16 protein-coding genes and 1 tRNA gene are annotated in these 23,432 nt (G+C 63.6%); 9 read left to right on the top strand and 8 right to left on the bottom strand.

Going from position 1 to position 23,432, the window contains the following annotated elements; genetic code table 11:
* The first annotated feature begins 172 nt into the window (after positions 1 to 172).
* The gene (locus LB526_RS15640) at positions 173 to 2,053 is read left to right on the top strand and encodes a murein L,D-transpeptidase (RefSeq protein ID WP_224532250.1); all 1,881 of its coding nucleotides are present in this window, start codon (positions 173 to 175) and stop codon (positions 2,051 to 2,053) included.
* Between the two features lie 54 nt (positions 2,054 to 2,107).
* Here LB526_RS15640 and LB526_RS15635 read toward each other — a convergent pair whose 3' ends face one another.
* On the bottom strand, positions 2,108 to 2,587 hold the full coding sequence (locus LB526_RS15635; protein WP_411967615.1) for a hypothetical protein: 480 nt from the start codon (positions 2,585 to 2,587) through the stop codon (positions 2,108 to 2,110).
* 286 nt (positions 2,588 to 2,873) lie between these two features.
* Positions 2,874 to 3,131, bottom strand: coding sequence for a PepSY domain-containing protein (locus LB526_RS15630; protein ID WP_224532248.1), 258 nt, complete (start codon positions 3,129 to 3,131; stop codon positions 2,874 to 2,876).
* A 403-nt stretch (positions 3,132 to 3,534) separates the two neighbouring features.
* On the opposite strand from LB526_RS15630, the gene LB526_RS15625 reads away from it, so the two are divergent.
* Entirely contained in the window at positions 3,535 to 5,316 is a 1,782-nt protein-coding gene (locus LB526_RS15625; RefSeq protein WP_224532247.1) for an adenylate/guanylate cyclase domain-containing protein, read from the top strand.
* A 117-nt stretch (positions 5,317 to 5,433) separates the two neighbouring features.
* Entirely contained in the window at positions 5,434 to 9,660 is a 4,227-nt protein-coding gene (locus LB526_RS15620) for a cytochrome P450 (protein WP_224628276.1), read from the top strand.
* Between the two features lie 123 nt (positions 9,661 to 9,783).
* On the opposite strand, the gene LB526_RS15615 is transcribed toward LB526_RS15620, so the two are convergent.
* A complete protein-coding gene (locus LB526_RS15615; protein ID WP_224628483.1) occupies positions 9,784 to 10,467 on the bottom strand; it encodes a Crp/Fnr family transcriptional regulator in 684 nt (227 codons plus the stop codon).
* 576 nt (positions 10,468 to 11,043) lie between these two features.
* On the opposite strand from LB526_RS15615, the gene LB526_RS15610 reads away from it, so the two are divergent.
* The 3 genes from LB526_RS15610 (at position 11,044) to LB526_RS15600 (ending at position 16,540) form a co-directional block, all read left to right on the top strand.
* A complete protein-coding gene (locus tag LB526_RS15610) occupies positions 11,044 to 14,718 on the top strand; it encodes a S8 family serine peptidase (RefSeq protein WP_224628275.1) in 3,675 nt (1,224 codons plus the stop codon).
* Positions 14,711 to 16,234 (top strand): MBL fold metallo-hydrolase, encoded by a 1,524-nt coding sequence (locus tag LB526_RS15605; RefSeq protein ID WP_224628274.1) that lies wholly within the window; start codon positions 14,711 to 14,713, stop codon positions 16,232 to 16,234. The genes LB526_RS15610 and LB526_RS15605 overlap by 8 nt, the downstream gene beginning before the upstream one ends.
* Positions 16,235 to 16,369: 135 nt before the next feature.
* A complete protein-coding gene (locus tag LB526_RS15600; RefSeq protein WP_224510045.1) occupies positions 16,370 to 16,540 on the top strand; it encodes a hypothetical protein in 171 nt (56 codons plus the stop codon).
* A 70-nt stretch (positions 16,541 to 16,610) separates the two neighbouring features.
* On the opposite strand, the gene LB526_RS15595 is transcribed toward LB526_RS15600, so the two are convergent.
* The 4 genes from LB526_RS15595 to LB526_RS15580 all read right to left on the bottom strand — a co-directional run bounded on the left by LB526_RS15595 (position 16,611) and on the right by LB526_RS15580 (position 18,799).
* Positions 16,611 to 17,513, bottom strand: coding sequence for an acyltransferase family protein (locus LB526_RS15595; protein WP_263483280.1), 903 nt, complete (start codon positions 17,511 to 17,513; stop codon positions 16,611 to 16,613).
* Between the two features lie 14 nt (positions 17,514 to 17,527).
* The gene (locus LB526_RS15590; RefSeq protein ID WP_224628272.1) at positions 17,528 to 17,758 is read right to left on the bottom strand and encodes a hypothetical protein; all 231 of its coding nucleotides are present in this window, start codon (positions 17,756 to 17,758) and stop codon (positions 17,528 to 17,530) included.
* A 159-nt stretch (positions 17,759 to 17,917) separates the two neighbouring features.
* Positions 17,918 to 17,992: transfer RNA gene (locus LB526_RS15585), tRNA-Val, on the bottom strand.
* 126 nt (positions 17,993 to 18,118) lie between these two features.
* Positions 18,119 to 18,799 (bottom strand): phosphoglycolate phosphatase, encoded by a 681-nt coding sequence (locus LB526_RS15580; RefSeq protein WP_224532291.1) that lies wholly within the window; start codon positions 18,797 to 18,799, stop codon positions 18,119 to 18,121.
* A gap of 160 nt (positions 18,800 to 18,959) precedes the next feature.
* On the opposite strand from LB526_RS15580, the gene rpiA reads away from it, so the two are divergent.
* The 3 genes from rpiA (at position 18,960) to gor (ending at position 21,781) form a co-directional block, all read left to right on the top strand.
* Positions 18,960 to 19,655 (top strand): ribose-5-phosphate isomerase RpiA, encoded by a 696-nt coding sequence (gene rpiA / locus LB526_RS15575; RefSeq protein WP_224628271.1) that lies wholly within the window; start codon positions 18,960 to 18,962, stop codon positions 19,653 to 19,655.
* Positions 19,656 to 19,676: 21 nt separating this feature from the next.
* Positions 19,677 to 20,273, top strand: coding sequence for a DUF2059 domain-containing protein (locus tag LB526_RS15570; protein ID WP_224628270.1), 597 nt, complete (start codon positions 19,677 to 19,679; stop codon positions 20,271 to 20,273).
* Between the two features lie 119 nt (positions 20,274 to 20,392).
* Positions 20,393 to 21,781 carry a glutathione-disulfide reductase gene (gene gor / locus LB526_RS15565; protein ID WP_224628269.1) on the top strand — a complete coding sequence of 463 codons (1,389 nt, stop codon included), beginning with the start codon at positions 20,393 to 20,395 and terminating at the stop codon, positions 21,779 to 21,781.
* Between the two features lie 55 nt (positions 21,782 to 21,836).
* Here gor and mgtE read toward each other — a convergent pair whose 3' ends face one another.
* Positions 21,837 to 23,201 (bottom strand): magnesium transporter, encoded by a 1,365-nt coding sequence (mgtE, locus tag LB526_RS15560; RefSeq protein ID WP_224628268.1) that lies wholly within the window; start codon positions 23,199 to 23,201, stop codon positions 21,837 to 21,839.
* Between the last annotated feature and the right edge of the window lie 231 nt (positions 23,202 to 23,432).

The raw sequence follows: 23,432 nt of genomic DNA, 5'->3' as shown, positions 1-23,432 counted from the left end.
TTTTAGGTCTCACAAGGATGTGAAACCGTTCTGCAACACGGCTCCGAAAATTTATGGAAGCTTAACGAAATCAGTATGAATCGGTATAGTCACGTCATACATCCGCCTTGCGGAGGGCGGGACCGTCCAGCGGCGTGGAACGGGAACCGGTTTCAACCGGTGCGGGTGAAGCATGAAAATCCTCGGAAACAAAAAAGCCGTCCTGCCGATCGCGGTCGCGGCGACTCTTGCCCTCGGGCAGCAGTCGGCAAGCGCGCAAGGGCTGTTCGACATGCTGTTCGGCGGCGGCATCCGGCACAGCCCGCAAGGCGAGTTTCCGCCGCCGCCAAAGCCGCGCAAGGTGCGGCCGGCCGGAGAGGATGGTGGCGGCGTCAGGATCAGTAGCCCGACCTATAACACCTACAGGGCCGACAAGCTTGTGCGGGTCGATTTCAAATCGCTGCTGCCGGCACCGCAGGCCGCGACCGCTCAGGACGCCGCCTTTGTCCCGTCGGTGACGAGCAATAGCTTCCGTGATGCCGTCGCAGGCTTGAGCGACTACGAGTTGTTTGCCGAGCCGGATATCGCCAAGGCGCTGATCGCCTATTATTCGGCCAATCCGGATTTCATCTGGGTGAGCGACAATACCCCCAACAGCCGGGCGCAGGATGCAGTGCGCGTCCTGGGGGAGGCGGCGAGTTATGGCCTGACGCCGGCCGACTACTCCGTCGATGTCCCGGCAGCCGCCAATTCCGCCGCCACACCGGAAGAGCGGACCAAGGAACTGGTCCGCTTCGAGATGGCGCTGTCGGCGCGCGTGCTGCGCTATGCCCATGATGCCCAGAGCGGTCGCGTCGATCCCAACCGGATGACCGGCTATTACGATTTCCCGGCCAAGCCGCTCGATCTTGAAGGCGTGCTGAAGACGCTGGCGCATACCCAAGAGGTCCGCACCTATCTCGAATCGCGCCACCCGCAGAATGCCGAATACCAGGCGCTGCGCGTCGAGCTGGAAGCGCTCGAGGCGAGCGAGGAAAACGAGATCGTCGTCGATCCCAAGCTCCTGCTCAAGCCCGGCGAAAGCAGCCCGGAATTGCCAAAGTTGCTGACGCTTATTTCCCGTAATCTCGATGACGAGATGGGTGGCAGCTATGGCGAAGTGCTCGCGAGGCTCGGCAAGAGCGAGCTCTACGATCCCGAGCTGGTGCCGGTGATCAAGGCGGTGCAGCAGCGCGCCGGCATGAAGGGCGACGGCGTCATCGGCCCGCGCACGGTGGCTTCATTGGCCGGCGCCTCAAAGGCGGACAAGGTCGAGAAGGTCAAGGTCGCGCTCGAGGAACTGCGCTGGATGCCGTCTGATCTCGGCAGCCCGCGCGTCTTCATCAACCAACCCGCCTTCACCGCCAGCTATATCGACAATGGCGAGGAGAAGCTGAAGACCCGCGCGGTCATCGGCCGGGTCACCAACCAGACCGCCTTCTTCTACAACCAGATCAAGCAGGTCGACTTCCATCCTTATTGGGGCGTGCCGCAGTCGATCATCGTCAACGAGATGCTGCCAAGACTGCGCGGCGATCCGGGCTATCTCGACCGCGCCGGCTATGAGGTGACGGATTCGCGCGGCAAGCGCATTCCGTCGGCGGCGGTCGATTGGGGTGCCTATGGCGCCAACATTCCGTTCAGCGTGCGTCAGCAGCCGAGCGAGGCCAATGCGCTGGGCGAGTTGAAGATCCTCTTCCCCAACAAGCATGCCATCTACATGCACGACACGCCGCAGAAGTCGTTCTTCGAGCGCGACATGCGCGCGCTCAGCCATGGCTGCGTGCGGCTACAGGATCCGCGCGGCATGGCCGCCGCCGTGCTGGGCACCACGGTCGACGATATCGCCGAGAAGCTGAAGCACGGGCATTCGACCGAGAATGTCACGCGCGTCATCCCGGTCTATGTCGCCTATTTCACCGCATGGCCGGACATGTCCGGCAAGGTCGAGTATTTCGACGACGTCTATGGCCGCGATTCCAAGCTGATACAGGCGCTCGACGCGACCGAAGCGGTGCGCACGCCGTCAAGCTGAGCGCTTTTTACTCTCGGACGGAAGGCCACGGCGAAGCCGCCGAGCCGGACCGCTTCACAATTTTCCTGGAATTGCTTTGATCAACGACCGGCGCAAGCCGGCGTTGCGCCCGGCAATCAGCCAATAGATCAGGCCGGCCACGAGGCCGCCGCCGGCGATGATGCCCATGTCCGCCCAGCGTTCCGGATCATTGGCGGCGTCCGGCCAGATCAGCATGAAACCGGCTGCCGCGGCAGCGGCGCCGAACAGCATATGCAGCCAGAAGCTTCGCAGCGAAAAGAACTCTGCGATCATTGCAAAGACCAGCGTCTGCATAGCCGTCAGGAGGATCGTAAGAAAGTAGATGAACATGCCGAGCGGCGGCACCACCAGTGCGGCGACCGGCGTGAACGCCATAAGCTCGAAGTAACCCGGAGCATTGGGCAGCGAACTCAATATCGCGTAGATCACCACCACGGCGATCAACCCGACAAGCACCGCGACCAGATAGCCGACAAGCACCATCAGGATGCGCTTCAGGACGTAGCCAATCATTGCCATGCACCCCCGTGCCCGCAATCATGGCGGGCAGTCAGCCACCAAAGCTGTGACGATGCAAGGGCGGTCCGTCGCGTTGGAACGCGGCACAGGAGCATTCAGGCGCTAGATCAGGATGACGTTTCGTTGAATCGCCATCCGATCTAACTCTTGTTGGAGACGATCTTCTCTGAAAACCGGTTCCCACTTGTCGGGATAATGCTCCAACGCACAGATGCCGGGATCGGGCAGGGGTCCATTTGCCCCTAGTAGGCCTGGCGGAATGGCCGCAGGCGGACGCGGCCTATTTGGGTTCGCCGGTCACGGGATCGTAGGTGATTTGGACCTTGGCCTTGTCCGTCGTGTAGTAAGTGATGGTGTAGCCGTCGCTATCCCATTCGACCTCCTTCACATAGCGGAAGTCTGTGCGGTGCTCGACCTTGGCGACGATCTCCGAGAGCTTCTTGGCATTTTGCGACGGCAGTGGCTGGTCGTCCGCCGCAAAGGCTTGTCCACTGATAAGCAGGAAAGCGATACCGGTTGCTGAAACAACAGTGCGCATGAGAGCCCTCAAATCTCGTCGGCGTCAGTGCCGTCAGAAACTCGCGCGCAGGCAGGTTGGTTCCGCAGCGCCGCAACAACCGACTTTTGCGGCGCATGCCTCGATGCGGCCGCAGGAACCAGCCAATATTGCCTGGCGGAGAAAATGTAACAATTTCAACTGGTGAGGTCGCACTTTGGATGTGTCTCCTGACGTAATGAACGACTAACCATGCGCCGGAGGGTGAATTCGCCATATTAGCTGTTCGTGGTAGAGCTTTCGGCAAGACCCTGATAGAATTCTGGTCATAAGAGGGTGGCAACAGTGCGCCGGGCCTGCCGAGGATTTCCGTCGGCAGCCGGCGACGCGTTTCTTTGAGCGCAGGTCGCCCGTTCTGGACTGCAGCGGGACTGGGGGCTCAATCATGGCTGAACGGAATTATACCCGTCAGCTTGCGACAATCATTTCAATCGACGCCGTAGGATTCTCGAGGCTTATGGGCATCGACGACGAGTTGGCTGTTGCCGCCTTCGAGGAAAGGCGCGACATCATCGCCGACAGTTGCGGAGCATTTGGCGGGCGCACGTTCGGCGATGCCGGCGACAGCATCATGGCCGAATTCGGCAATCCAATCGAAGCCTTGCGGGCAGCCTTCGATTTCCAGGCCCGGATCGTGGCGCTGAATGCCGCTGTCGCCGAGGACATGCGCATGCCTTTTCGCGCCGGGATAAACACCGGCGACGTCATCGTCCGGGAGGGCCGTCTCTACGGCGACGACGTGAATATCGCGGCCAGGCTTCAGGAATTCGCGCCGCATGACGGCGTCGCCATCTCGGCCACGACGTGGCATCACGTGAAGGACAAGACGGCGGCCGTCTTCACCGATCTCGGCGAGTTCAGCCTGAAGAACATCGCCCTGCCGGTGCGGGTCCTGATCGCCGGTCGCGGCGGCAACGGCCCTGCCGCGACGGCTTCCTTTGCTTCCATTCCCGCCACGCCCAGTCATTCCAGGCCGATCGCCAAGGGCCCCCCGGCAATCGCCGTGCTGCCGTTCCAGGGCAACGGCAGCGAACCCGATGTCGGCTACATGGCCGACGGTATCGCCGAGGACATCATCTACGGTCTTTCCAACACGCGCTGGCTTTCGGTCATCGCCAAGGGCTCGAGCTTTCAGTTTCGCGACGATAGCCTCGGCACAAGGCTCATCGGCAACGCGCTGGGTGCCCGCTACATCGTCAGCGGCACGTTGGCGCGCTCCAACAGGCAGATCCGCCTCAATACGTCGCTCACCGATACCTCGAACGGGCGCCTGGTCTGGTCGCAACGTTTCGACCGCGATCTCGTCGATATCTTCAGCCTGCGCGACCAGATCGGCAGCGAGATCGTTTCCATACTCGACAAGGAGGTCGACCGCGCCGAGCAGGCGCGTACGTTCCAGGTGCCGTGGGAAAGTCTCGAGACCTGGCAATTGGTCAGGCGCGGCCGCTGGCACATGAACAGGCGGACACGTCGCGATACCGAAATCGCGCTCGACTTCTTCGACAAGGCCTACCAGGAAGATCCGAATTCGAGCGCCGTGCTCAATGAGCTCGCATGGTGGTATTTCTGGCGGGCCTGGCTGCGCTTCGGCGACAGCGACGATCTGGAGAAAGTCGAGACGCTTGCGCGCAAGGCGCTGCTGATGGATAGCCTCGATGCGCGTCCGCATGCCTATCTCGGCGCAGCCGACATCATGCGCGGCCAGCCGGCATTGGCGGCCGAGCATCTTGCCGAAGCGATCCACATCAATCCGAGCTTCGCCTTCGCCCGCTCGGCCATGGGCAGCGCACACCTTTTGCTTGGCGATGCGACCAGCGCGATCCCCTTCTTCCTCGACACTGACCGATTGAGCCCGTTCGACCTCTATCGCTTCCATAATCTGGGGGAACTGGCCGCGGCCTATTGCTTCGTCGAGGACTGGCAGGCCGCGATCGCCACCGCCGAGCGCTCGCTCAACCTGTCGCCAGGTTACTTCTACGCAAGATTCCTGAAGATAGGCGCCCTGATGAGAAGCGGTCGGCGCGACGAGGCGGCGCATGAACTCGCGATTTTCATGACCAGGCACCCCGATTTTTCCGAGCAGAGGATACGCTGGATACCATTCGTGGACCCAGCCAAGAACAATTTCCTGATCGGCAATTTCGATCAGGCCAAGTCTGCCGCATGATCGCCGGGGCCGACAACAAATGACTGTGAACGAATTCACATACGGCGGACCGATGCAAACCTAGGCCAGACAATGCCGGCATCGCATTGACGTGGATAGCCGGGGGGCTTGAACGCGATGATCACTTTGAAGTACTTCGCCGCCGTCCGCGCTGCTCAGAAGAGCCAGCGTCCGCTCGCCGAAATGCCATCGTTCGACATCAACCGGCTGCGTTCCAAGAGCGGCTTTGCTTCCCGCATCGCCGGTTTTCTTCTCAGCGATCCGCGCTGGCTACTGGCGCTGCTGCGCCGTTTCTGGCCGAATCTCGGCTTCGGCAATTTCCTGCTCGTCACCAAGGGCGCGGATGTTCGCGACATATTGGAGCGGGGCGACGAGTTCGAAACGCCTTACGGGCCGGAAATGGCCGAACTCGCCCGGGGCTCGAATTTCATTCTCGGCATGCAGGACGGCGCCGCGTACCGGCAGATGAAATCGGCGGTGCTGAGCGCGTTCCCGCCGGCGGAGGTCGAAGCCGCCGTCAGGCCGATCGCCGAGCGCCATTCGCACGATATCATGACCCGCGCCAGCCCCGGCTTCGATGCCATCGCCGGATTGATGAAGATCGTGCCGGTTCGCATCTGCCGCGACTATTTCGGCCTCGAGATCGACGACGAAACCGAGTTCGCCGACTGGTCGATCGCGCTCAGCGCGCTGTTCTTTTCCGATCCGACGGCAAGTCCCACCACGCGCCAGCTTGCCGTGGTCGGAGGCGATCGGCTGATCAAGGTCATAAACCGATCGATCGCCGCGGTCAGGGAGAGAGCGGGCAAAGACGACCGGCCGCTTGCCCGTCTCGTCGCGCTGATGGACCAAGGGCGCCTGTCGTTGCCCGACATTCATTCCATCATGCTCGGCATGGTCGCGGGCTTTGTGCCGACGAACGTGCTTGCCGGCAGCAATTGCCTGGATGTGATCCTGTCGCGATCCGATGCGCGGCAGGCTGTGGATGAGGCCATCGCGGCCGGCGACACCGACAAGCTCGACCGGGCGATCATGGAAGCCATGCGCTTCAAGCCGATCTGGATCGGGCCGTGGCGCTATACCAGGCGTGACGCGGTCATCGGCAAGGGCACGCGCCGCGAGCGCCTGGTCAAGGCCGGAACGGTGGTCATGCCGGCGACGCTTTCAGCAATGTTCGATCCGGAGATCGTGCAGCGGCCGAACGAGTTCGATACGTCGCGCGCGCATCGCGACTACATGGTTTTCGGTTACGGCATCCATCTGTGCATCGGCGCCGAGATCGCCCGCATCCAGATCGGCGAATGCATCCGCGCGCTGTTCGGCAAACCGAAGCTCGCCCGCGCGCGGGGCAGGGCCGGCAAGATGGTCAATGTCGGCGCCTATCCGGCAAGCCTCAAGGTCGATTTCGAGCGCCCGCCGCTTTGCCGCACCGCCGACCAGTCGATGGTGACGGTTGTCTGCCCGATCACCCGCGCCATGCCGCTCGATGCGGTGCGCGACAAGGTCGCCGACCTAGGCAATCCCGCGATTGGCGAGATCAGCGCCGCACTCGACAAGGTCGCCACCATACATTTCACCAGCCTGGCCGTCGCTCCCACAGGCAGGGACAAGAAGACGGGGGTCGAGACCGGCGCGCTGGTGTTCGAAATCTCCGGCGACGGCAGCACCGACGACGTCATTGCCGCCATTGCGCAATCGATCGGGTATCGGCTGCGGCCGATCTTCAGGGATGTCTGCGGCCTGCCGGATGGCGGCTCGCTGGAGGACTTCCTGAAGAAGAACCAAATCAAGATATCGCCCTCCTTCGGCAGCGCGGCCGGGCTGGTTTTTTCCGGCACGCCTGGCCATTCCGTACGCCGCATCCTTGCCGAGGCGCGGCTGGCCGACAGCGTGCGCGAGATCGTCGAAAAGCCGCGCGTGGGCGCCGGCAACGCGATGGATGTGCTGGCCGAAGCGCGCCGGCATGTCCGCTGCCTCGGGCAATTCGGCTGGGCGTTCGAGCCCGCCGAAAGCCTGCTGGAAAGGCCGCCCGGCCACTGGTCGCGCGCGCTGACGACGACGCTTTTGACGCCGGCGATGTTCGCCACTGTCGCGATCGTCGTTCTCGCCTTTTGGCGCATGACTTATGTGCTCGTGTTCGGGAACCCGCATGGCGTCACCTTCGCCAATATCGCTATCGCCGGCGCCGCGCTTCTGCTGACGGTGCTCGGTCTGCTCGCTATTCTGGCTCTGTTCGTGGGCCTTTGCTTCCTGGCGTTGCGGCGGCTCGAAGACAAGGACCGGCCGGCGAACAAGCCGGTCGATATCGGCGCGCTGGAAAAGATCCTCGCCAATGAGGACCACTGCGCGCAGAACAACCTGACGGCGATCTCGACGATGAAGCCGGGGATCTTGCGGCGGCTGGCGCTGCGGCTCTCCTTCTACCTGATCTCGATATCGGCGCAGAAAGTGTTCAGGCCTGGTTTCCTCGCCACCATTAACACCATTCATTTCGCCCGCTGGGTGCTGCTGCCTGGCACCGACAGGCTGGTGTTCTTCTCCAATTACGGTGGCAGCTGGGAGAGTTATCTGGAGGATTTCATCGCCAAGGCTTCGGCCGGCCTGACCGGCGTGTGGAGCAACACCGAAGGCTATCCGCGCACGCGCTGGCTGTTCCTGGACGGCGCGCGCGACGGCGATCGTTTCAAACGCTGGGCGCGGCGCCAGCAGGTGCCGACGCTGTTCTGGTACAGCGCCTATCCGCATCTCAACACCACGCGCATCCGCATCAACTCCAGGATCAGGCGCGGTATCGCGTCGGCCACCGGCAACGAGGCGCGCGACTGGCTGAGCCTGTTCGGTTCGCTGCCGCGCCCGCAAGCACGGCCGGCGGACGCAACCGGCCTGGCTGGACCGGCGTCCGCGCCGCTCGAAGAACTGGAATCCGGAGAAATCCAGTCCATCTTCTTCGGTCCGTTCGGCGCGCTCGGCCATGCACACATGCTTGCGATCGGGGTGCCGGACGGTTTGCCGGCAGCGAAGCGCAAGGCGTGGCTCGACTTCGTGACCGAAAAAACCAGCTTCGGCGACGGCGTGCCTGCCGGCCGCGCCATGACCGTGGCGTTCGGCCCCAACGGACTGCGCCGGCTGGGGCTCGAGGGCGGCGTCGATGACGAGCCGCTGGACACGTTTCCTGTCGCTTTTCGCCAAGGCATGGGAACGCCCGAGCGCAGCCGCATCCTCAACGACACCGGTCCCGACGCCCCCGACAAATGGCAGTGGGGGTCACCCGCCAATCCCGCCGACGTCGTCATCGTCTGCTATGCCGGGACGCCGGCCGCTTTGAAGGCGGAGATAGCGGCCATGAAGCGACAGACGACAGGCGCGGGGATGTCCGTGGCCGCCGAACTGCCGCTGATGGTTCGGCGCGACGGCAAGCGGGCCGTCGAGCATTTCGGCTTCGTCGACGGCATCTCGCAACCGATCGTTCGGGGTACGTCGCGCGCCGCCAAGGGAGCCGCGCCGATGCATTTGCTGGCACCGGGCGAGTTCCTGTTCGGCTACCGCGACGAGCACGGCTTCTACCCGGCTTCGCCGTCGGTGGACGCGGCGCTGGACCGAACCGGCATCCTGTCGCAGGTGCGGCGCAACCGTCAGATACCGGGGCAGCCGCCTCCGCCGCGCGATTTCGGCCGCAACGGCACCTTCCTCGTCCTGCGCCAGTTCGAGCAACATGTCGAACTGTTCGACGATTATTGCAGGAAGGCCGCGACGCAGGCAGCATACGAGACTGGCGACGCCGCCATCACACCGCATTGGGTGGCGGCAAAGATGCTCGGTCGCTGGCAGGACGGAAGCTCTCTGGTGCGCAATCCGAACGGACGCCCGGGCCGCGGCGTCGACAATGATTTCGCGCTCGGCGCCGAGGATCCGCAGGGGCATGCCTGTCCGCTCGGCTCCCACATACGCCGGTCCAACCCGCGCGATTCGCTTGGCGAGGACCGCGAGACACAGATCAGGATCGGCAAGCGCCACCGTATCCTGCGCGTCGGCCGCACCTATGAGAAGAAGGGCAAGGGCGGGAAGATCGAGAAGGGCCTCCTATTCATGTGCCTCAATGCCGATATCGAGCGTCAGTACGAATTCATCCAGCAAACCTGGGTCTCGTCGAACTCGTTCCAGGGTCTTGTCGGCGAGACCGATCCGACGATCGGCGCGCGGGGCGGCGGCGGCCGGTTCTCGATCCCATCCTGGGAAAAGGTCACGGTGCTCAAGGATGTGCCGCAGTTCGTCACCACGAAAGGCGGCGGCTATTTCTTCATGCCGAGCCGGTCGGCGCTGCGCTATCTGATCTCGCGGCTCTGACCGGGTGCGCTGAAAGCAGTTCGTCGTTTCTCGAAAGCGACGAACCAGCGGAGCAATGGCGAAGCTTCCGAGCGGACTATGGCGAAGGCGCCGCGCGGGCTACGGCGAAGTCGCCGAGCCTGCTCAGTCGTCGTCCTGCGATTCGGCGATGTGGTTCAGCGCGGCGGCGTTGGTGATGCGCAGGCCGCCGCGCTTGATGGCGATCATGTGCCGGCTGCGCCAGTCGTTCAGCGTCTTGTTGACGGATTCGCGCGTAGCGCCGAGGAATTCGCCGAGCTCCGACTGCGAAATCGGAATCCAGCCGGCGGCGTCTGCCATCACGCCGCTCAGGAACACCAGCCGCTTTGCCAGCCTGGCCTCGATACCGAAAAAGGCCTGGTCGCCCAGCTCGCCGCTGACCCAGCGCAGCCGCGTGCACAGCAATTCGATCATCGCGCGGGCCAGAGACGGGTTTTTCTCAATGCGATCAAAGAGTTGTGTCCGGCTCAGCGAAACCAGCTCGCATGCCGTTAGGCAGATGGCGGTCGCCGTGCGCGGGCGCCCATCCAGGGCTCCGATCTCGCCTACGAGGCTGCGCGACAGCTCGATATTGGCCACCAGCTTTTGCCCACCGGGCGAATAGATCGAAATCTCGACGGTTCCGCTCATCACGCCGTAGATGCGGTCGGAAGCGTCCTCCTGGACGAACAAATGCTGGCCCGCGGCATAGCGCTCAAGTTTGCAGCCGCCGAACAACAGATCGAAGTGGCGCGGGTCGATGCGCGCCAGGCGCGGCAGGTTCCTGTCGTCCGCGCCGTTTGTAGCCATGATACGATTCCGCCTCTCGTTAGACGGAAATTGTAGGATAAGTGCGTGCTCGATCAAAGCGTCGTCTCCTTCTGTGGTGGCTGACCGAAATCGGCAGGTGGCGGACAGACGTTCCAGGTCACGCGTCACACGCCGAAATTGGATAAGCCGGCAAACTGTAAGGAGACCGGGCGCACTGGCGGTTGCGGGCCGATCTTGGAAACGCCATCCGCGCGCTTGGGTGGGAGGTGCCCATGCGCGCAGACGGCAAACCTGAAAATGGCTAGGTGATCGAAATTTCTCCTCGAGAACCGCATCCATATCGCAGTCCGGCAGCAGCTTCGGACGCCGTAGTCAGCTCGGGCCGTCGATGCCGCCGTTGCAAGATCTGAGCGCAAGCCCTGTCCGGCGTATGTGAAGGCGCTCACAGATATACGCATCTGGCGGACCGATGGTTATTTTAGAAGTGTATGGTCTTTGCTTTGCAACCGGCACGATTGCCTAGTCGGCAAAGAGATCAACCGAAGTATGGCTGGAACCTTGTCTTGACTGCAGGTGACGGTCGGCCTCATGGTTCATTTTGGGGAGGGGCAGGCCATGGCAGCCACGAAGGGACTCCTTGTAAAGGTTCGCGGCGACGGCGCGGGGCTCTCGGTCCGAGGCGGGCCGCCCCGGATTGGCGGCATCGAAGCCGAGCCGATCCTCTCTCTGCCTGCCGACGCAAGTGCCGGCACGGCCGCGGCCGGGGATCGCGGCGCCACCTGGTTGCGGTTGGCCACGGACGCCGCCGATACAGACAACCCCTGGGACCATGCCCACGATCTTGTCGCCCGGAACCCGGCGCTGGCGGCCGCGGGAGCCGAGGTGCTCGCAATCGAGCCCGATATCGTGCAGCAGTGGGATTATAAGGACAGCGGCGGCGATCGCGGCATGGCGGCAAGCGCAGCTCCGGTCTGTGCATTCGACGATCAGGACCCGCAGGGCGGACAGGCGGTGGTCGCGGGGCGCATCGCCTGGAATGCCGCGCCGGACTTCAGCCAGTTCGCGGCGGCGCGCGAGAAGGTAGGCGCCAAGCAGGCCAACATCACCATCGCCCATCTCGATACCGGTTTCGATCCGGGCCATCAGACCATTCCCGCCGCGCTTCTTACAGCGCAGCAGCGCAATTTCGTCGACGACGGGACGGGTCCGAACAACGCGACCGACCACGCTCCGGCCGGCACGCTGACCAGCAATCGCGGCCATGGAACCGGCACGCTCAGCCTGCTTGCCGGCAACAAGCTCGACGGCTCCTCGCCGCACTGGCCGGGCTTCAACGATTTCGTCGGCGGTGCGCCACTGGCGAAAATCCTGCCGGTGCGCATCGCCGACTGGGTGGTGCGGCTGACCACCGGCACCATGGTGCAAGGCATCGACTATGCACGCAAGCAGGGCGCGCAAGTGTTGTCGATGAGCATGGGCGGCCTCGCCTCGCAGGCGCTGGTCGACGCCGTCAACCTTGCCTACGACCACGGTGTGGTCATGGTCACGGCGGCCGGCAACAATTTCACCATCACGCCGCGCAGCATCGTCTATCCCGCGCGCTACAATCGGGTGCTTGCGGCCTGCGGCGTGATGGGCGACGGGCGCGCCTATGCCGGACTCTCCTTCGGCACCATGCAGGGCAATTACGGGCCGCCTTCGAAAATGGATACGGCGCTCGGCGCCTACACGCCGAATGTGCCCTGGGCCGAGATCGATTGTCGCAAGGTGGTCGACATGGACGGCAGCGGCACCTCCGCCGCGACCCCGCAGGTCGCGGCCGCGGCCGCTCTCTGGCTCGCCGAGCACTGGGACGTGGTGAAGAATTACCCTCAGCCCTGGATGCGTGTCGAAGCCGTACGCAAGGCCTTCTTCGCGAAAGCCTTGAAGTCGACCGCCAAGATGAATGCGGCGGAGACGAAGGAGAAGATCGGGCAGGGCGTCTTGCGGGCCTTCGATGCGCTGGGCTTCCCTCCGCCGGCGGCAAACAGCCTGACCAAGCTCGCTCGAGCCACCTATACGTGGAGCTGGCTGGACCTTTTGACCGGAGGGAATTCGTTGGCGGCGCCACCACCGGCGACGCTTCGGCAGCGAACGATGTTCGCGCTGGAACTGATGCAGATGGCGCAAACCACGGCGGCAGTCGACCAGGCGATCGCCGACCCGGATGGCGATCCGGACAAGGTTTCGGCCGCGGCGCGCAACCGCTACCTGGAGGCGGCGCTCGACCAGGGCAATCCGTCGAAGCCGTTGAAGGCCTTTCTGGAAGGATGGCTGGGCCGGCCAGGCGCCAGCGTAGCGGTTCCGGCGCCAGTCATGGGCCCGGCACCGGCCATTAGGCGCAAGCCGCGGCCGCTGCCGCCGCCGCAACGGCGCCTGCGCATCTACGCGCTCGACCCGTCGGTGGCGAAACGGCTGGATTCGGTTTCGGTCTACCAGGCGACGCTTTCGGTGCCGTGGGACGACGAGCCTGCGACCGACAGGCCGTTGCTGCCCGGTCCGATCGGCGAATATCTCGAGGTGGTCGATGTCGACCCCGCGTCCGACCGCGTCTACGATCCGGTCGACCTCAACGACAAGGTGCTGCTGGCGCAGGACGGCCTGCCGCCTTCGGAGGGCAATCCGAAATTCCACCAGCAGATGGTCTACGCGGTGGCCATGACCACGATCGGCCATTTCGAGCGCGCTCTCGGCCGTCGGGCGTTGTGGGCGCCGCATTACGCAGCGGCTCCCGGCCGCACCGGCGATATGACGGTGAAGGCGCATTACGTGCCGCGCCTGCGCATTTATCCGCATGCGTTGCGCGCCGAGAATGCCTATTACAGCCCGGAAAAGAAGGCGCTGCTGTTCGGCTATTTCCCGGCGACCAGCAATCAGGGCGATGTCACCACGCCCGGAACGACGGTGTTCTCGTGCTTGTCCAGCGACATCGTCGCGCATGAGATGTCGCATGCGCTGCTCGACGGGCTGCATCGTCGCTTCCAGGAAGCGTCCAACCCGGATGTGCCGGCCTTCCACGAGGCCTTCGCAGACATCGTCGCGCTGTTCCAGCATTTTACGTTGAAGGAGCTCGTCGGCTTCGAGATCGGCAAGGCGAGGGGCGAATTGTCGGCCGCTTCGCTGCTCTCGGGCATCGCCAAGCAGTTCGGCGAAGGCAGCGGCAGGGCCGGGCCATTGCGTGAATATGGCGGCGCCGGCATGGCCGAGCTCGACTACGACAAAACCTTCGAGGCGCATGACCGAGGCTCGATCCTGGTTTTCGCTGTCTACCAGGCTTTTCTGGCCATCGCCGACCGGCGGACGGACGACCTGATCCAGCTTGCCACTGGCGGCTCCGGCATCCTGCCGGCGGGCACCTTGCATCCGAGCCTGGTCGAGCGCCTCACCGACGAGGTTGCCAAGACCGCCACGCAGATGCTGACGATGTGCATCCGCGCGCTCGACTATTGCCCTTCCGTCGACATCACTTTCGGCGAATATCTGCGCGCGCTGATCACCGCCGACCGCGACGCCTACCCGGACGATCCGCTGCACTATCGCCTCGCCTTCCTGGAATCGTTCCGCAAGTGGAAGCTGTTGCCGCGCGACGTTCGCACCATCTCGGAGGAGACGCTCGCCTGGAGCGCGCCGGAGGATCCGTCGCCGGTCTGGCTGAAAGGCCTGCTCGGCAAGATCGACCTCGGCTGGAACCAGAAATTGAAGCGGGCCGAGATCTTCGCGCTCAACGACAAGAACCGTTATGCGCTGTGGAAGGCGATGCACAAGGCCTTCGCCTCCGATCCGGACCTCTACAAGCAGTTCGGCCTGATGCCCGATCTGCCGCGCTACAATGACGACGGCACGGTCATGCACCCGCCGAAGAAAGGCGAGACGACCTTCGACATCTACAGCGTGCGCCCGACGCGACGCGTCGAGCCGGACGGCTCGTTCCGCGTCGAGGTGGTGGCCGTGATCCAGCAGCGCATTCCGGTTGCGCTGGACGGCACGGCGATGCCGCAAGGCATGGCCAAGGGCGAAGGCTTCTTCTGGTTCCGCGGCGGCGCCACGATCATCATTGATCCGCGCGAGCGCTTCGAGGAAATCCGCTACTCGATCATCAAGAACACCGGCAGCGCGGACCGGCAGAAGCGTCAGGCCGGGACGATGGCGGCCAACTATCTCTCGCCGCTGCGAGCGCTCTATTTCGGCGGCGAAGTATCGGAGCCTTTTGCGTTGTTGCATGCCAGCGACGGAGACGACGACCATGTCTAGAAAAACGGCGGCAAGAACAAGGCCGGCAAAATCGGCTCCCGCGGCGACGCCGGCATCGGGCATCACCGTCAGGCATTACTGCCAGGGCATCGGCGACTGCCACTTGCTGACGTTCAAGAAGCCGGACGGTAAGCCGTTCCGCATTCTCATCGATTGCGGCATTCATGTCTCGATCAAGAGTGGCTCGGCGCTGGTCTCCGACATCGTCGCCGACCTCAAGAAGGAGACCGGCGGCAAGATCGACATCCTCGTCGTCACGCACGAACACTGGGATCATGTTTCCGGCTTCCTGACCGCCAAGGACCTTTTCAAGGATTTTGTCGTCGGCGACGTCTGGATGGCCTGGACCGAAAATCCTGCCGACGCGGAGGCCGCGGAGCTCGACAAGTTCAAGGGCCAGGCGCTGGCGGCCTTGCAAGGCGTGGGCCAGAAGCTCGACGGGATGCAGGGGCTCAGTTCTTACATGGCCGGCATCCGCGACGGCCTGCAATCGGTGCTCGGCTTCCAGTTCGGCGCCGCAGGCGAGCGGGTGCGCTCGGCCCGCGACGCGGCGGCAAAACTGTCGCAAAAACCGTCGCCGACCTATTTCGAGCCTGGCGGGCCGCCTGTGACGATCGACGCATTGCCAAACCTGCGCGTCTATGTGCTCGGTCCGCCGCGCGACAAGGCGGCGCTTCGCCTCGAGGAAAAGGCGAGCGAGATGTTTCCGCTGGCCAGCGGCGGTCCGTACGCGCGGGCGCTGACGAGCGGCCTCAAGATCAACGAGGCGGCCGATGCCGGTTACGTCGACGAGCTCAGTCCGTTCGAGCGCAATGTCGGCACGCCGCTCTCCGCGGCGCTCGCCGGCGACAAGGGCAGCGATCCGGCCATCGACATCGCCGCCTATGTGCGCAAGCATTATTCTGGGCCGGTCTCGGCCGCGGCATCCATGGAAGACCGCGACCAGTCCTGGCGGCGCATCGACGCCGACTGGATGGGGATCGCCGCCGACCTGGCCTTGCAGCTCGACCGCGGCGTCAACAACACCAGCCTGGTGCTTGCCTTCGAGTTCATCGACAGCGGCCGGGTGCTGCTGTTCCCGGGCGACGCCCAGATCGGCAACTGGCTGAGCTGGAAGGACCTGAAATGGCCGGTCGGGCAGGGCACCGTCACATCGGCCGATCTTCTGGCGCGCACCGTCTATCTCAAGGTCGCGCATCACGGCAGCCAGAACGCCACGCCGCAGAAACAGGGTTTCGATCTGCTGATGAGCAGCGACCTGTCGGCCTTTATCCCCACCAACAAGGTCGACGCGGTGAAAGTGCACTGGGGCGAGATGCCCTATGACGGCGTCCTGACCGCGCTCGAGACAAAGACCAAGGGCCGCGTCATCCGCGCCGATGATCCATGGCTGGCGGACAAGAACGGAAAGCCGGCTTTTGCCGCGCCGTCCGGCTCGGTCCAGGCGGTGCGCAGCGCGCCACGCGATGCGGCACGCGGGCCGGGCGGACTGTGGGTGGAAGTGGATCTGGTTTAGGACCACCGGAACGCCGCCGCGCGGCAGGCGCCGATCAGTCCGGCCTCAAAGCCGATTGCGAAAAATCGAAAACCGATTTATGGAGCGAGCGGCTGAATGAGGGCGGCCACTCAACACATTGCACAAGGTCGCCCCATGCCCGATCAATTCTCGCGCGTCATCGCCTTCCTTGCCGTGGTCACGGCCCTGCTGTTTGCCGGGCTGCATTTCCATCAAGGCCACATCATCGCCACGCTCTATTTTATGACCGGCGCCGTTCTGGTGACCGCCGTGACGCGCATGAATGTGAGGCGAGGGCTGATCTAGAATCCGGTTGTCGGGCCATCCAAGCAGGTCGAATAGACGGTGCGTGGATTGAATCTGAGACCTTCTGTGTTCACCCACGCTGGACGGCGGCGGGCTGAAGCTTCGAGCGGAGGCGCCATGCCATTGCGTGGCCCAATCGAACGCCTGGACGTTCGACTGCCGTATGCTGCATGTGAGCCAGCGGAGTGATGACGAGGACCGAAAAGGCAAACGAGGCGAGTGCCAGTGTGATGGGAGAAACTCCTGCATTGACGGCCTTTGCGAGTAGCTCAGGCATGTTCCAAAGAGCGATCAGCACCAATGGGTGCAACAAGTAGAAGCTGAAAGAGATGCGGCCGAAATACCTGGCCACAGCCATCAGACGACCTTTCCGCAACGGAACGCCATAGGCGATCAACGCCGAGATAAAATCCGCGAAAGCCGTCTCGAAAATCACGGACCAGTTGGACCACCATCCAAGCAAGGGGCGCGAGAGTGCGAACCCGGCGACCGCGAGGGCGAGCGACAGGGCCGGACGAGGAAGGCGAGCGACTATCTTCCTTCCATAGGCACAAGCGATCATTCCGGACACGAAGGAGTAGAGGTTCCCTAACGAAACGCCCTTTCCGGGCGTTCCAGACCACTGCCCGCTGAATGACAGGCCGAGCAAGATGAGGGCGGGCAGAACCAGAGCGACAGCGCCCCATCGCCGCCAGGACCAATAGAGCAAAAAAATCAGTGGGGCCGCGATCATTTCGGTTTGGAGCGACCACATCACGCCGTTGATGTCGGTACGTAGCAACAGCGCATTGGCCATCACATTCCTGGTCGTATAGACCTCGGCCGGCCCAAGCGACATGCCGGTCAGCAGAAACAGTCCGACGAAGATCGCGATGGTTGAAAAGATGGCAGGGTAGATGCGCAGAACGCGTCCTATGAAAAATGGGCCGGCGCTGGCCTTGAGGTCATCCGTCTGCCGACTGAGCATCATCATGAGAACGAAGCCGCTCAGGACAAAAAAAATACGACGGCGCCGTGGCCGTTCCCGGCTATGCGGAAAGCCGCATCAAGGTAGCTTTGGCTTCGATGCGAGCCCTGCACCAAAGAGACCGCTTGCCGCGTCGCATCATAATATGTCGCCTGACCGCAATGAAAGAGCGCGACCATCAGCGCGGCGACGCCGCGAGCTGCTTCGAGGCCAGGTACGAATTCACGGCGCGAGATAGCGATATCCCCCATGTCGCTGACGTTTCCCCCGCAATCTCCTCTTGATGCGCTCGGACGGCACCGGGCGGCATCCCCCGAAACCGACTGTGCCCAATTCGAGCCGCATAAGCTCCATTCCCTACGCGCATTTGCGCGGAGGTCGTCATAAGAACTGTGGAAAACCAAGGGAAATGGTGGGCGATGCAGGGATTGAACCTGCGACCCCACCCGTGTGAAGGGTGTGCTCTCCCGCTGAGCTAATCGCCCGCCTTGGGCCCGAAGGCCGAAGCGAGCCGCGATATAAGGTAGGCGGGTGCGCGAAGTCAAGGCGATGTGCCAAGCTTCTCGCTCGGACCAGTTTCCGGTTTGTCAGCCGTCCGATCCGAGTCCCGCTCAGCGTGCCGCCGCGATCAACCGCTCGGCCAGTTGCGGCGTCAGCGTGTCGAAATGCGAGATCACCAGAGTTGGCTCGAATTCGCGCACATGGCGGTCGGTGTAGCCGAAATCGACCGCGACCACCGGAATGCCGGCTGCCTTGGCAGTGTCGATGTCGGTCTGCGAATCGCCGATCATCAAGGCGTTCTCCGCATCGCCGCCCGCCAGCCGGATCGTCTCGGTGAGATGGCGCGGATCGGGTTTGCGGAAGGCGAAAGTGTCCTGGCCGCAGATCGCGGCAAAGTAGTTCGACAAGCCCAGCGCGCCGATCAGCGTCGCGGAATTGGCTTCGTATTTGTTGGTGCAGACCGCCATCAGATAGCCGGCAGCCTGGAAACGGTCGAGCGCGGCGACGACGCCGGGATAGGGGCGCGACTTGCCGGGAATGTTCAACGTGTAATGGTCGAGGAACAGCTTCAGCAGCCGGTCGTGCTCCTCCGCCATCAGCGCCTTGTTCTGCGCAGCATGCGCGCGTTCGATCATGACGCGGCCGCCATGGCCGACGAAGCGTCTGAAGCCGGCTTCGTCGACAGCGGCGAGGTCGCTCGCCGCCAGGCTGTGGTTGAGGCTGTCGAGCAGGTCGGGCGCGGTGTCGATCAGCGTTCCATCCAGGTCGAAGACGATGATCGGGCGAGTCATGGGTGGATCCTGCGGCAATTGCGTTGCCGCAGCCGATACAGGCTGGCCCAAGTTCAAGCAAGAAGCCTCGATCGGTCCACAGAGCCTTTGAGGGCGAGCCTTTGACGGGACAGGCAAAAATGCTAGGAGGCGCGCGAAACCGGCGAAATCGGGGCTCCCCATGGATGCAAGGCAGTTGAAGGTCGAGGCCGCGCGGGCAGCGCTCGCCCATGTCGGCAGCGGCATGCGGCTTGGCATCGGCACCGGCACCACGGCGGAAGAATTCGTGCGGCTGCTGGCCGAGAAGGTTGCGACCGGCCTCAAGGTCATTGGCGTGCCGACTTCCGAGCGCACCGCAGCACTCTGCCGCGAGCTCGGCGTGCCGCTGTCTACACTGGAAGAAACACCCGAGCTCGACCTCACCATCGACGGCGCCGACGAGGTCGACCCGGAGCTGACCCTGATCAAGGGCGGCGGCGGCGCGCTGCTGCGCGAGAAGATCGTCGCGGCGGCGTCCGAGCGCATGATCGTGATTGCCGACAAATCCAAGATGGTCGGAACCCTCGGCCGGTTCCCGCTGCCGATCGAGGTCAACAAATTCGGCCTGCGCGCCACCGAGATCGCGGTACGCGCCGCCGCGGCAGGGCTAGGCCTTTCCGGCCCGCTTACATTGAGGATGACGGGAAGCCACCCATTTGTTACAGACGGCGGCCACTTTATCCTCGATGCATCTTTTGGCCGCATTCCGGATACAAGAGCGCTGTCGAATGCTCTCTTCGCCATTCCAGGCGTAGTCGAGCACGGTCTATTCATCGGGCTGGCGTCAACGGCCATCATCGCCGGCGGCGACGGTATCGAAACCGTCCATGCAGCCTGAAACCAGGGAGTTCTACCGACTATGATTTTGCCTAAACGAGTTCGCCGCTTTTCGACGCTTCTGGCGGCCTCGGCCGTCCTTGCGCTGTCGTCACCGGTGTTTGCTCAGGACATCAGCGAATCGCATCTGAAGGCCGCGCGCGCGGCTGTCGCGGCGATCCATGCCACGGACTCGTTCGACAACATCCTGCCGCAGGCGGCCGGCGCGCTGGAGTCGCAGCTCATCCAGAAAAACCCCGACATGCAGGAACTGATCGGCAAGACCGTGACCGAGAAGGCGCTTGGCATGGCCTCGCGGCGCGCCGACCTGGAAAAGGAGGCGGCCATGGCCTATGCCAAGGTGTTCTCCGAGAAGGACCTCAACGATATCGCCGCCTTCTACAGCTCCGAGGCCGGCAAGAAGCTGCTGGATAGCGGCCCCGCGGTGACGCGCGACCTCGTCAAGGCTGCCGACATCTGGCAAAATGGCGTTGCCCGCGATCTCGCCCAGCAGGTCGGTGAGACGCTTGCGGCCGCCGCCAAGGCCAAGGCGCCGGCAGCGCCGGCTCCGGCCGCCGCACCTGCCGATGGTTCCGCTCCGGCGGACAATTCGGCTCCGGCTGACGATTCGCAGAACTGATCGCTGTCAATCCGCCGACAGCGGCCGGACCACAAAGCCCGGGTTTGCCCGGGCTTTTCTTTTGCCGCTTGGCAGCCTACCTCTGACCCCCGTCTTTCTCATTCGCAGGAGCCCAAGCGATGGCCGCTTATGACTATGATCTGTTCGTCATCGGCGGCGGCTCCGGCGGGGTAAGGGCGGCCCGGGTGGCGGCGGCTCTCGGCAAGCGTGTGGCCATCGCTGAGGAATACCGCTTCGGCGGCACCTGCGTCATTCGCGGCTGCGTGCCGAAGAAGCTCTATGTCTATGCTTCGCAATTTCCCGAGCATTTCGCCGACGCCGCCGGCTATGGTTGGACGGTGCCCGAGGCGAGCTTCGACTGGCCGACGCTGGTCGCCAACAAGGACAAGGAGATCGCGCGGCTCGAAGCGATCTACAAGAAGAATGTCGAAGGCTCCGGCGGCGAGACCTTTCATTCACGCGCAGTGCTCGTCGACACGCACAGCATCTATCTGGTTGCCGAGGACCGCACGGTCAGCGCCGACCAGATCCTGATCGCCACAGGCGGGCGTCCGGCGCCGCATCCGGCGCTGCCAGGCCATGAATATTGCATCTTCTCCAACGAGGCCTTCGATCTCAAGGAGCTGCCGAAGGCGATCATGATCGAGGGCGGCGGCTACATCGCCATCGAATTCGCCAACATCTTCCACGGTCTGGGCGTCGACACCACGCTGGTCTATCGCGGCCAGGAGATTCTGAGCCGCTTCGACATGGATCTGCGCCGCTCGCTGCACGAGACAATGGAGAGGAAAGGCATCAGGATTCTTTGCCATGCGGTTTCGGAATCGGTGCGCAAGACACCGGAGGGCAGGCTGGACGTGCTGCTGTCTTCCGGCCAAACGCTGACGGTCGACCAGGTGATGCTGGCGATCGGACGTATCCCCAATACCGAGAATATGGGCCTGGAAGGCGTCGGCGTCGAACTCGGCAAGACGGGCGCGATCGTCGTGGACAAATATTCGCGCACCAATGTCGATAACATCTGGGCGATCGGCGACGTCACGCATCGCGTGCAACTCACGCCAGTGGCGATTCACGAGGCGATGTGCTTCGTCGAGACGGCCTTCAAGGACAACCCGACAGCGCCGGACCACGACACCATTCCGACGGCTGTATTCTCGCAGCCGGAAATCGGCACTGTCGGCCTGTCGGAAGACGACGCAATCGAGCGCTATGCGGATGTCGAGATCTACCGCGCATCCTTCCGTCCGATGCGCCACACGCTGTCCGGCCGCGACGAGAAGATGCTGATCAAGCTGGTGGTCGACGGCGCATCCAGGAAGGTGATCGGCGCCCATATTCTGGGCCCCGATGCCGGCGAGATGGCGCAGCTTCTCGGCATTCCGCTGAAGGCTGGCCTGACCAAGGAGGACTTCGACCGCACCATGGCCGTGCATCCGACCGCGGCCGAGGAGCTGGTGACGATGTACAAGCCGACCTATCGCGTGAAGAACGGCGAACGGGTCTGACCGGATCGTGGGATTGCGACGGCCGCCGGCGATGCCGGTGACCGTCAAGACGCTTCTACAAAAGCGTGCCGCGCAGGATCATCAGCGCCACCGAGAAGTAGATGACCAGCCCGGTGACATCGACCAGCGTGGCAACGAACGGCGCCGAGGCGCTCGCCGGGTCGAAGCCGATGCGCTTCAGCGCGAAGGGCAGCATCGATCCCGACAGCGAGCCGAAGGTGACGATGCCGACAAGCGCCGCTCCTACCGTCGCCGCGATCAGCATCCAGTGCGGGCCGTAGTCGTAGAAGCCGAAATACTGCCAGAGCGCGATGCGGCAGATGCCGACGATGCCGAGGATCGAGCCGAGCACCAGACCGGTCGGCAGCTCGCGCAAGGCCACTCGCCACCAGTCGCGCAGCCCGATCTCGCGCAACGCCAGCGCGCGAATGACGAGCGAGGTCGCCTGCGAGCCGGAGTTGCCGCCGGAGCTCATGATCAGCGGGATAAACAGCGTCAGCACGATCGCCTTCTCCAGCTCGCCTTCGTAGCTCTGCATGGCGTTGGCCGTCAGCATCTCGCTGAGGAACAGCGCGCAAAGCCAGCCGGCCCGCTTCTGGATCATGGCGAGGAAGCTCATCTTCATATAGGGCTCGTCCAGCGCCTCCATGCCGCCGAAACGGTGCACATCCTCGGTCGTCTCCTCGATCATCGTGTCGATGATGTCGTCGATGGTGACGATGCCGAGGAGCTTGCCGTGGTCGACGACCGGCAAGGCGAGCAGGTCGTATTTGGAGATTGTCTGCGCCAGGGTCTCGCGATCGGTGAGCGGCGTTACCGTCACCGGCATGCGATCGGGCGCCACCGACAGGATCGAATCCTCCGGATTGCCGGTGATCAGCCGGCGCAATCCGGTCGCCCGCAGTAAAAGATGCGTCTCCGGGTCGACGATGTAGATGGCGTAGATGGTTTCGCGGCTGCGCTCGACCTTGCGGATGTAGTCGAGCGTGCGCCCAACGGTCCAGTCGGAAGGCACGCTGACGAATTCCGTCGTCATGATCGAGGCGGCGCTGCCTTCCGGATATCCCAGAATGGACAGCAGCGTCGCGCGCAGCGGCGGCGCCAAGGCGCCGAGCAACTCCGAGCGGGCCGGCTCGTCCAGCTCGCGCAGGATGTCGGCGGCGCGGTCGACCGACATGGCAGTCAGGAGCTTGCTCGCCTTCGGGCGCGGCAGGGCCTCGGCAAGCTCGGGTGCTGCTTCGAGCTCAGGCTGGTCGAAAATCTCAACCAGCCGCTCGAACGGCACGGCGCAGAGAAGCTCGATGGCTGTCTCGCGGGTTTCGTGGTTGAGGGCTTCAACGACGTCGGCGACGTGATCGTTGGCAAGAACACGGGCGACGGCAACCGCTTCGTCGTCCAGTACGGGTGCGAATTCGTTCATGGCTCACTCCTTGCCGTCCGGCAGGACGTGAGCCGTCAGGTCACGTCAGGGCGGACGGCGGTTGCGTTCGACTGTGACTGTCGCCAGGCATGGCGGGTTGACCTTTCTGCTCGCGGGGTTCGAGTTTGAATTTGGCGAGCGGGCGCAACATAGGAGCGGTTTTTGCCGAGTCAATCGCGAAGGGCGCCGAAAAGGGACGCGGGCAGGCCGGATCGCGAGACTGTGATCGAA

It is taken from the genome of Mesorhizobium sp. CA6 (assembly GCF_020165035.1).
Classification (GTDB): domain Bacteria; phylum Pseudomonadota; class Alphaproteobacteria; order Rhizobiales; family Rhizobiaceae; genus Mesorhizobium.
The sequence above is the reverse complement of the archived record's forward strand: the minus strand, read 5'-3'. Positions and strand labels throughout refer to the sequence as shown.

Excerpts from the sequence above, each read along its gene's own strand:
- mgtE (WP_224628268.1), bottom strand. The coding sequence starts at position 23,201 with ATGAACGAATTCGCACCCGTACTGGACGACGAAGCGGTTGCCGTCGCC.
- LB526_RS15580 (WP_224532291.1), bottom strand. The coding sequence starts at position 18,799 with ATGACTCGCCCGATCATCGTCTTCGACCTGGATGGAACGCTGATCGAC.
- rpiA (WP_224628271.1), top strand. The coding sequence starts at position 18,960 with ATGGATGCAAGGCAGTTGAAGGTCGAGGCCGCGCGGGCAGCGCTCGCC.
- LB526_RS15570 (WP_224628270.1), top strand. The coding sequence starts at position 19,677 with ATGATTTTGCCTAAACGAGTTCGCCGCTTTTCGACGCTTCTGGCGGCC.
- LB526_RS15595 (WP_263483280.1), bottom strand. The coding sequence starts at position 17,513 with ATGATGATGCTCAGTCGGCAGACGGATGACCTCAAGGCCAGCGCCGGC.
- LB526_RS15610 (WP_224628275.1), top strand. The coding sequence starts at position 11,044 with ATGGCAGCCACGAAGGGACTCCTTGTAAAGGTTCGCGGCGACGGCGCG.
- LB526_RS15625 (WP_224532247.1), top strand. The coding sequence starts at position 3,535 with ATGGCTGAACGGAATTATACCCGTCAGCTTGCGACAATCATTTCAATC.
- LB526_RS15635 (WP_411967615.1), bottom strand. The coding sequence starts at position 2,587 with ATGATTGGCTACGTCCTGAAGCGCATCCTGATGGTGCTTGTCGGCTAT.
- LB526_RS15600 (WP_224510045.1), top strand. The coding sequence starts at position 16,370 with ATGCCCGATCAATTCTCGCGCGTCATCGCCTTCCTTGCCGTGGTCACG.
- LB526_RS15590 (WP_224628272.1), bottom strand. The coding sequence starts at position 17,758 with ATGGGGGATATCGCTATCTCGCGCCGTGAATTCGTACCTGGCCTCGAA.
- gor (WP_224628269.1), top strand. The coding sequence starts at position 20,393 with ATGGCCGCTTATGACTATGATCTGTTCGTCATCGGCGGCGGCTCCGGC.
- LB526_RS15640 (WP_224532250.1), top strand. The coding sequence starts at position 173 with ATGAAAATCCTCGGAAACAAAAAAGCCGTCCTGCCGATCGCGGTCGCG.
- LB526_RS15630 (WP_224532248.1), bottom strand. The coding sequence starts at position 3,131 with ATGCGCACTGTTGTTTCAGCAACCGGTATCGCTTTCCTGCTTATCAGT.
- LB526_RS15605 (WP_224628274.1), top strand. The coding sequence starts at position 14,711 with ATGTCTAGAAAAACGGCGGCAAGAACAAGGCCGGCAAAATCGGCTCCC.
- LB526_RS15620 (WP_224628276.1), top strand. The coding sequence starts at position 5,434 with ATGATCACTTTGAAGTACTTCGCCGCCGTCCGCGCTGCTCAGAAGAGC.
- LB526_RS15615 (WP_224628483.1), bottom strand. The coding sequence starts at position 10,467 with ATGGCTACAAACGGCGCGGACGACAGGAACCTGCCGCGCCTGGCGCGC.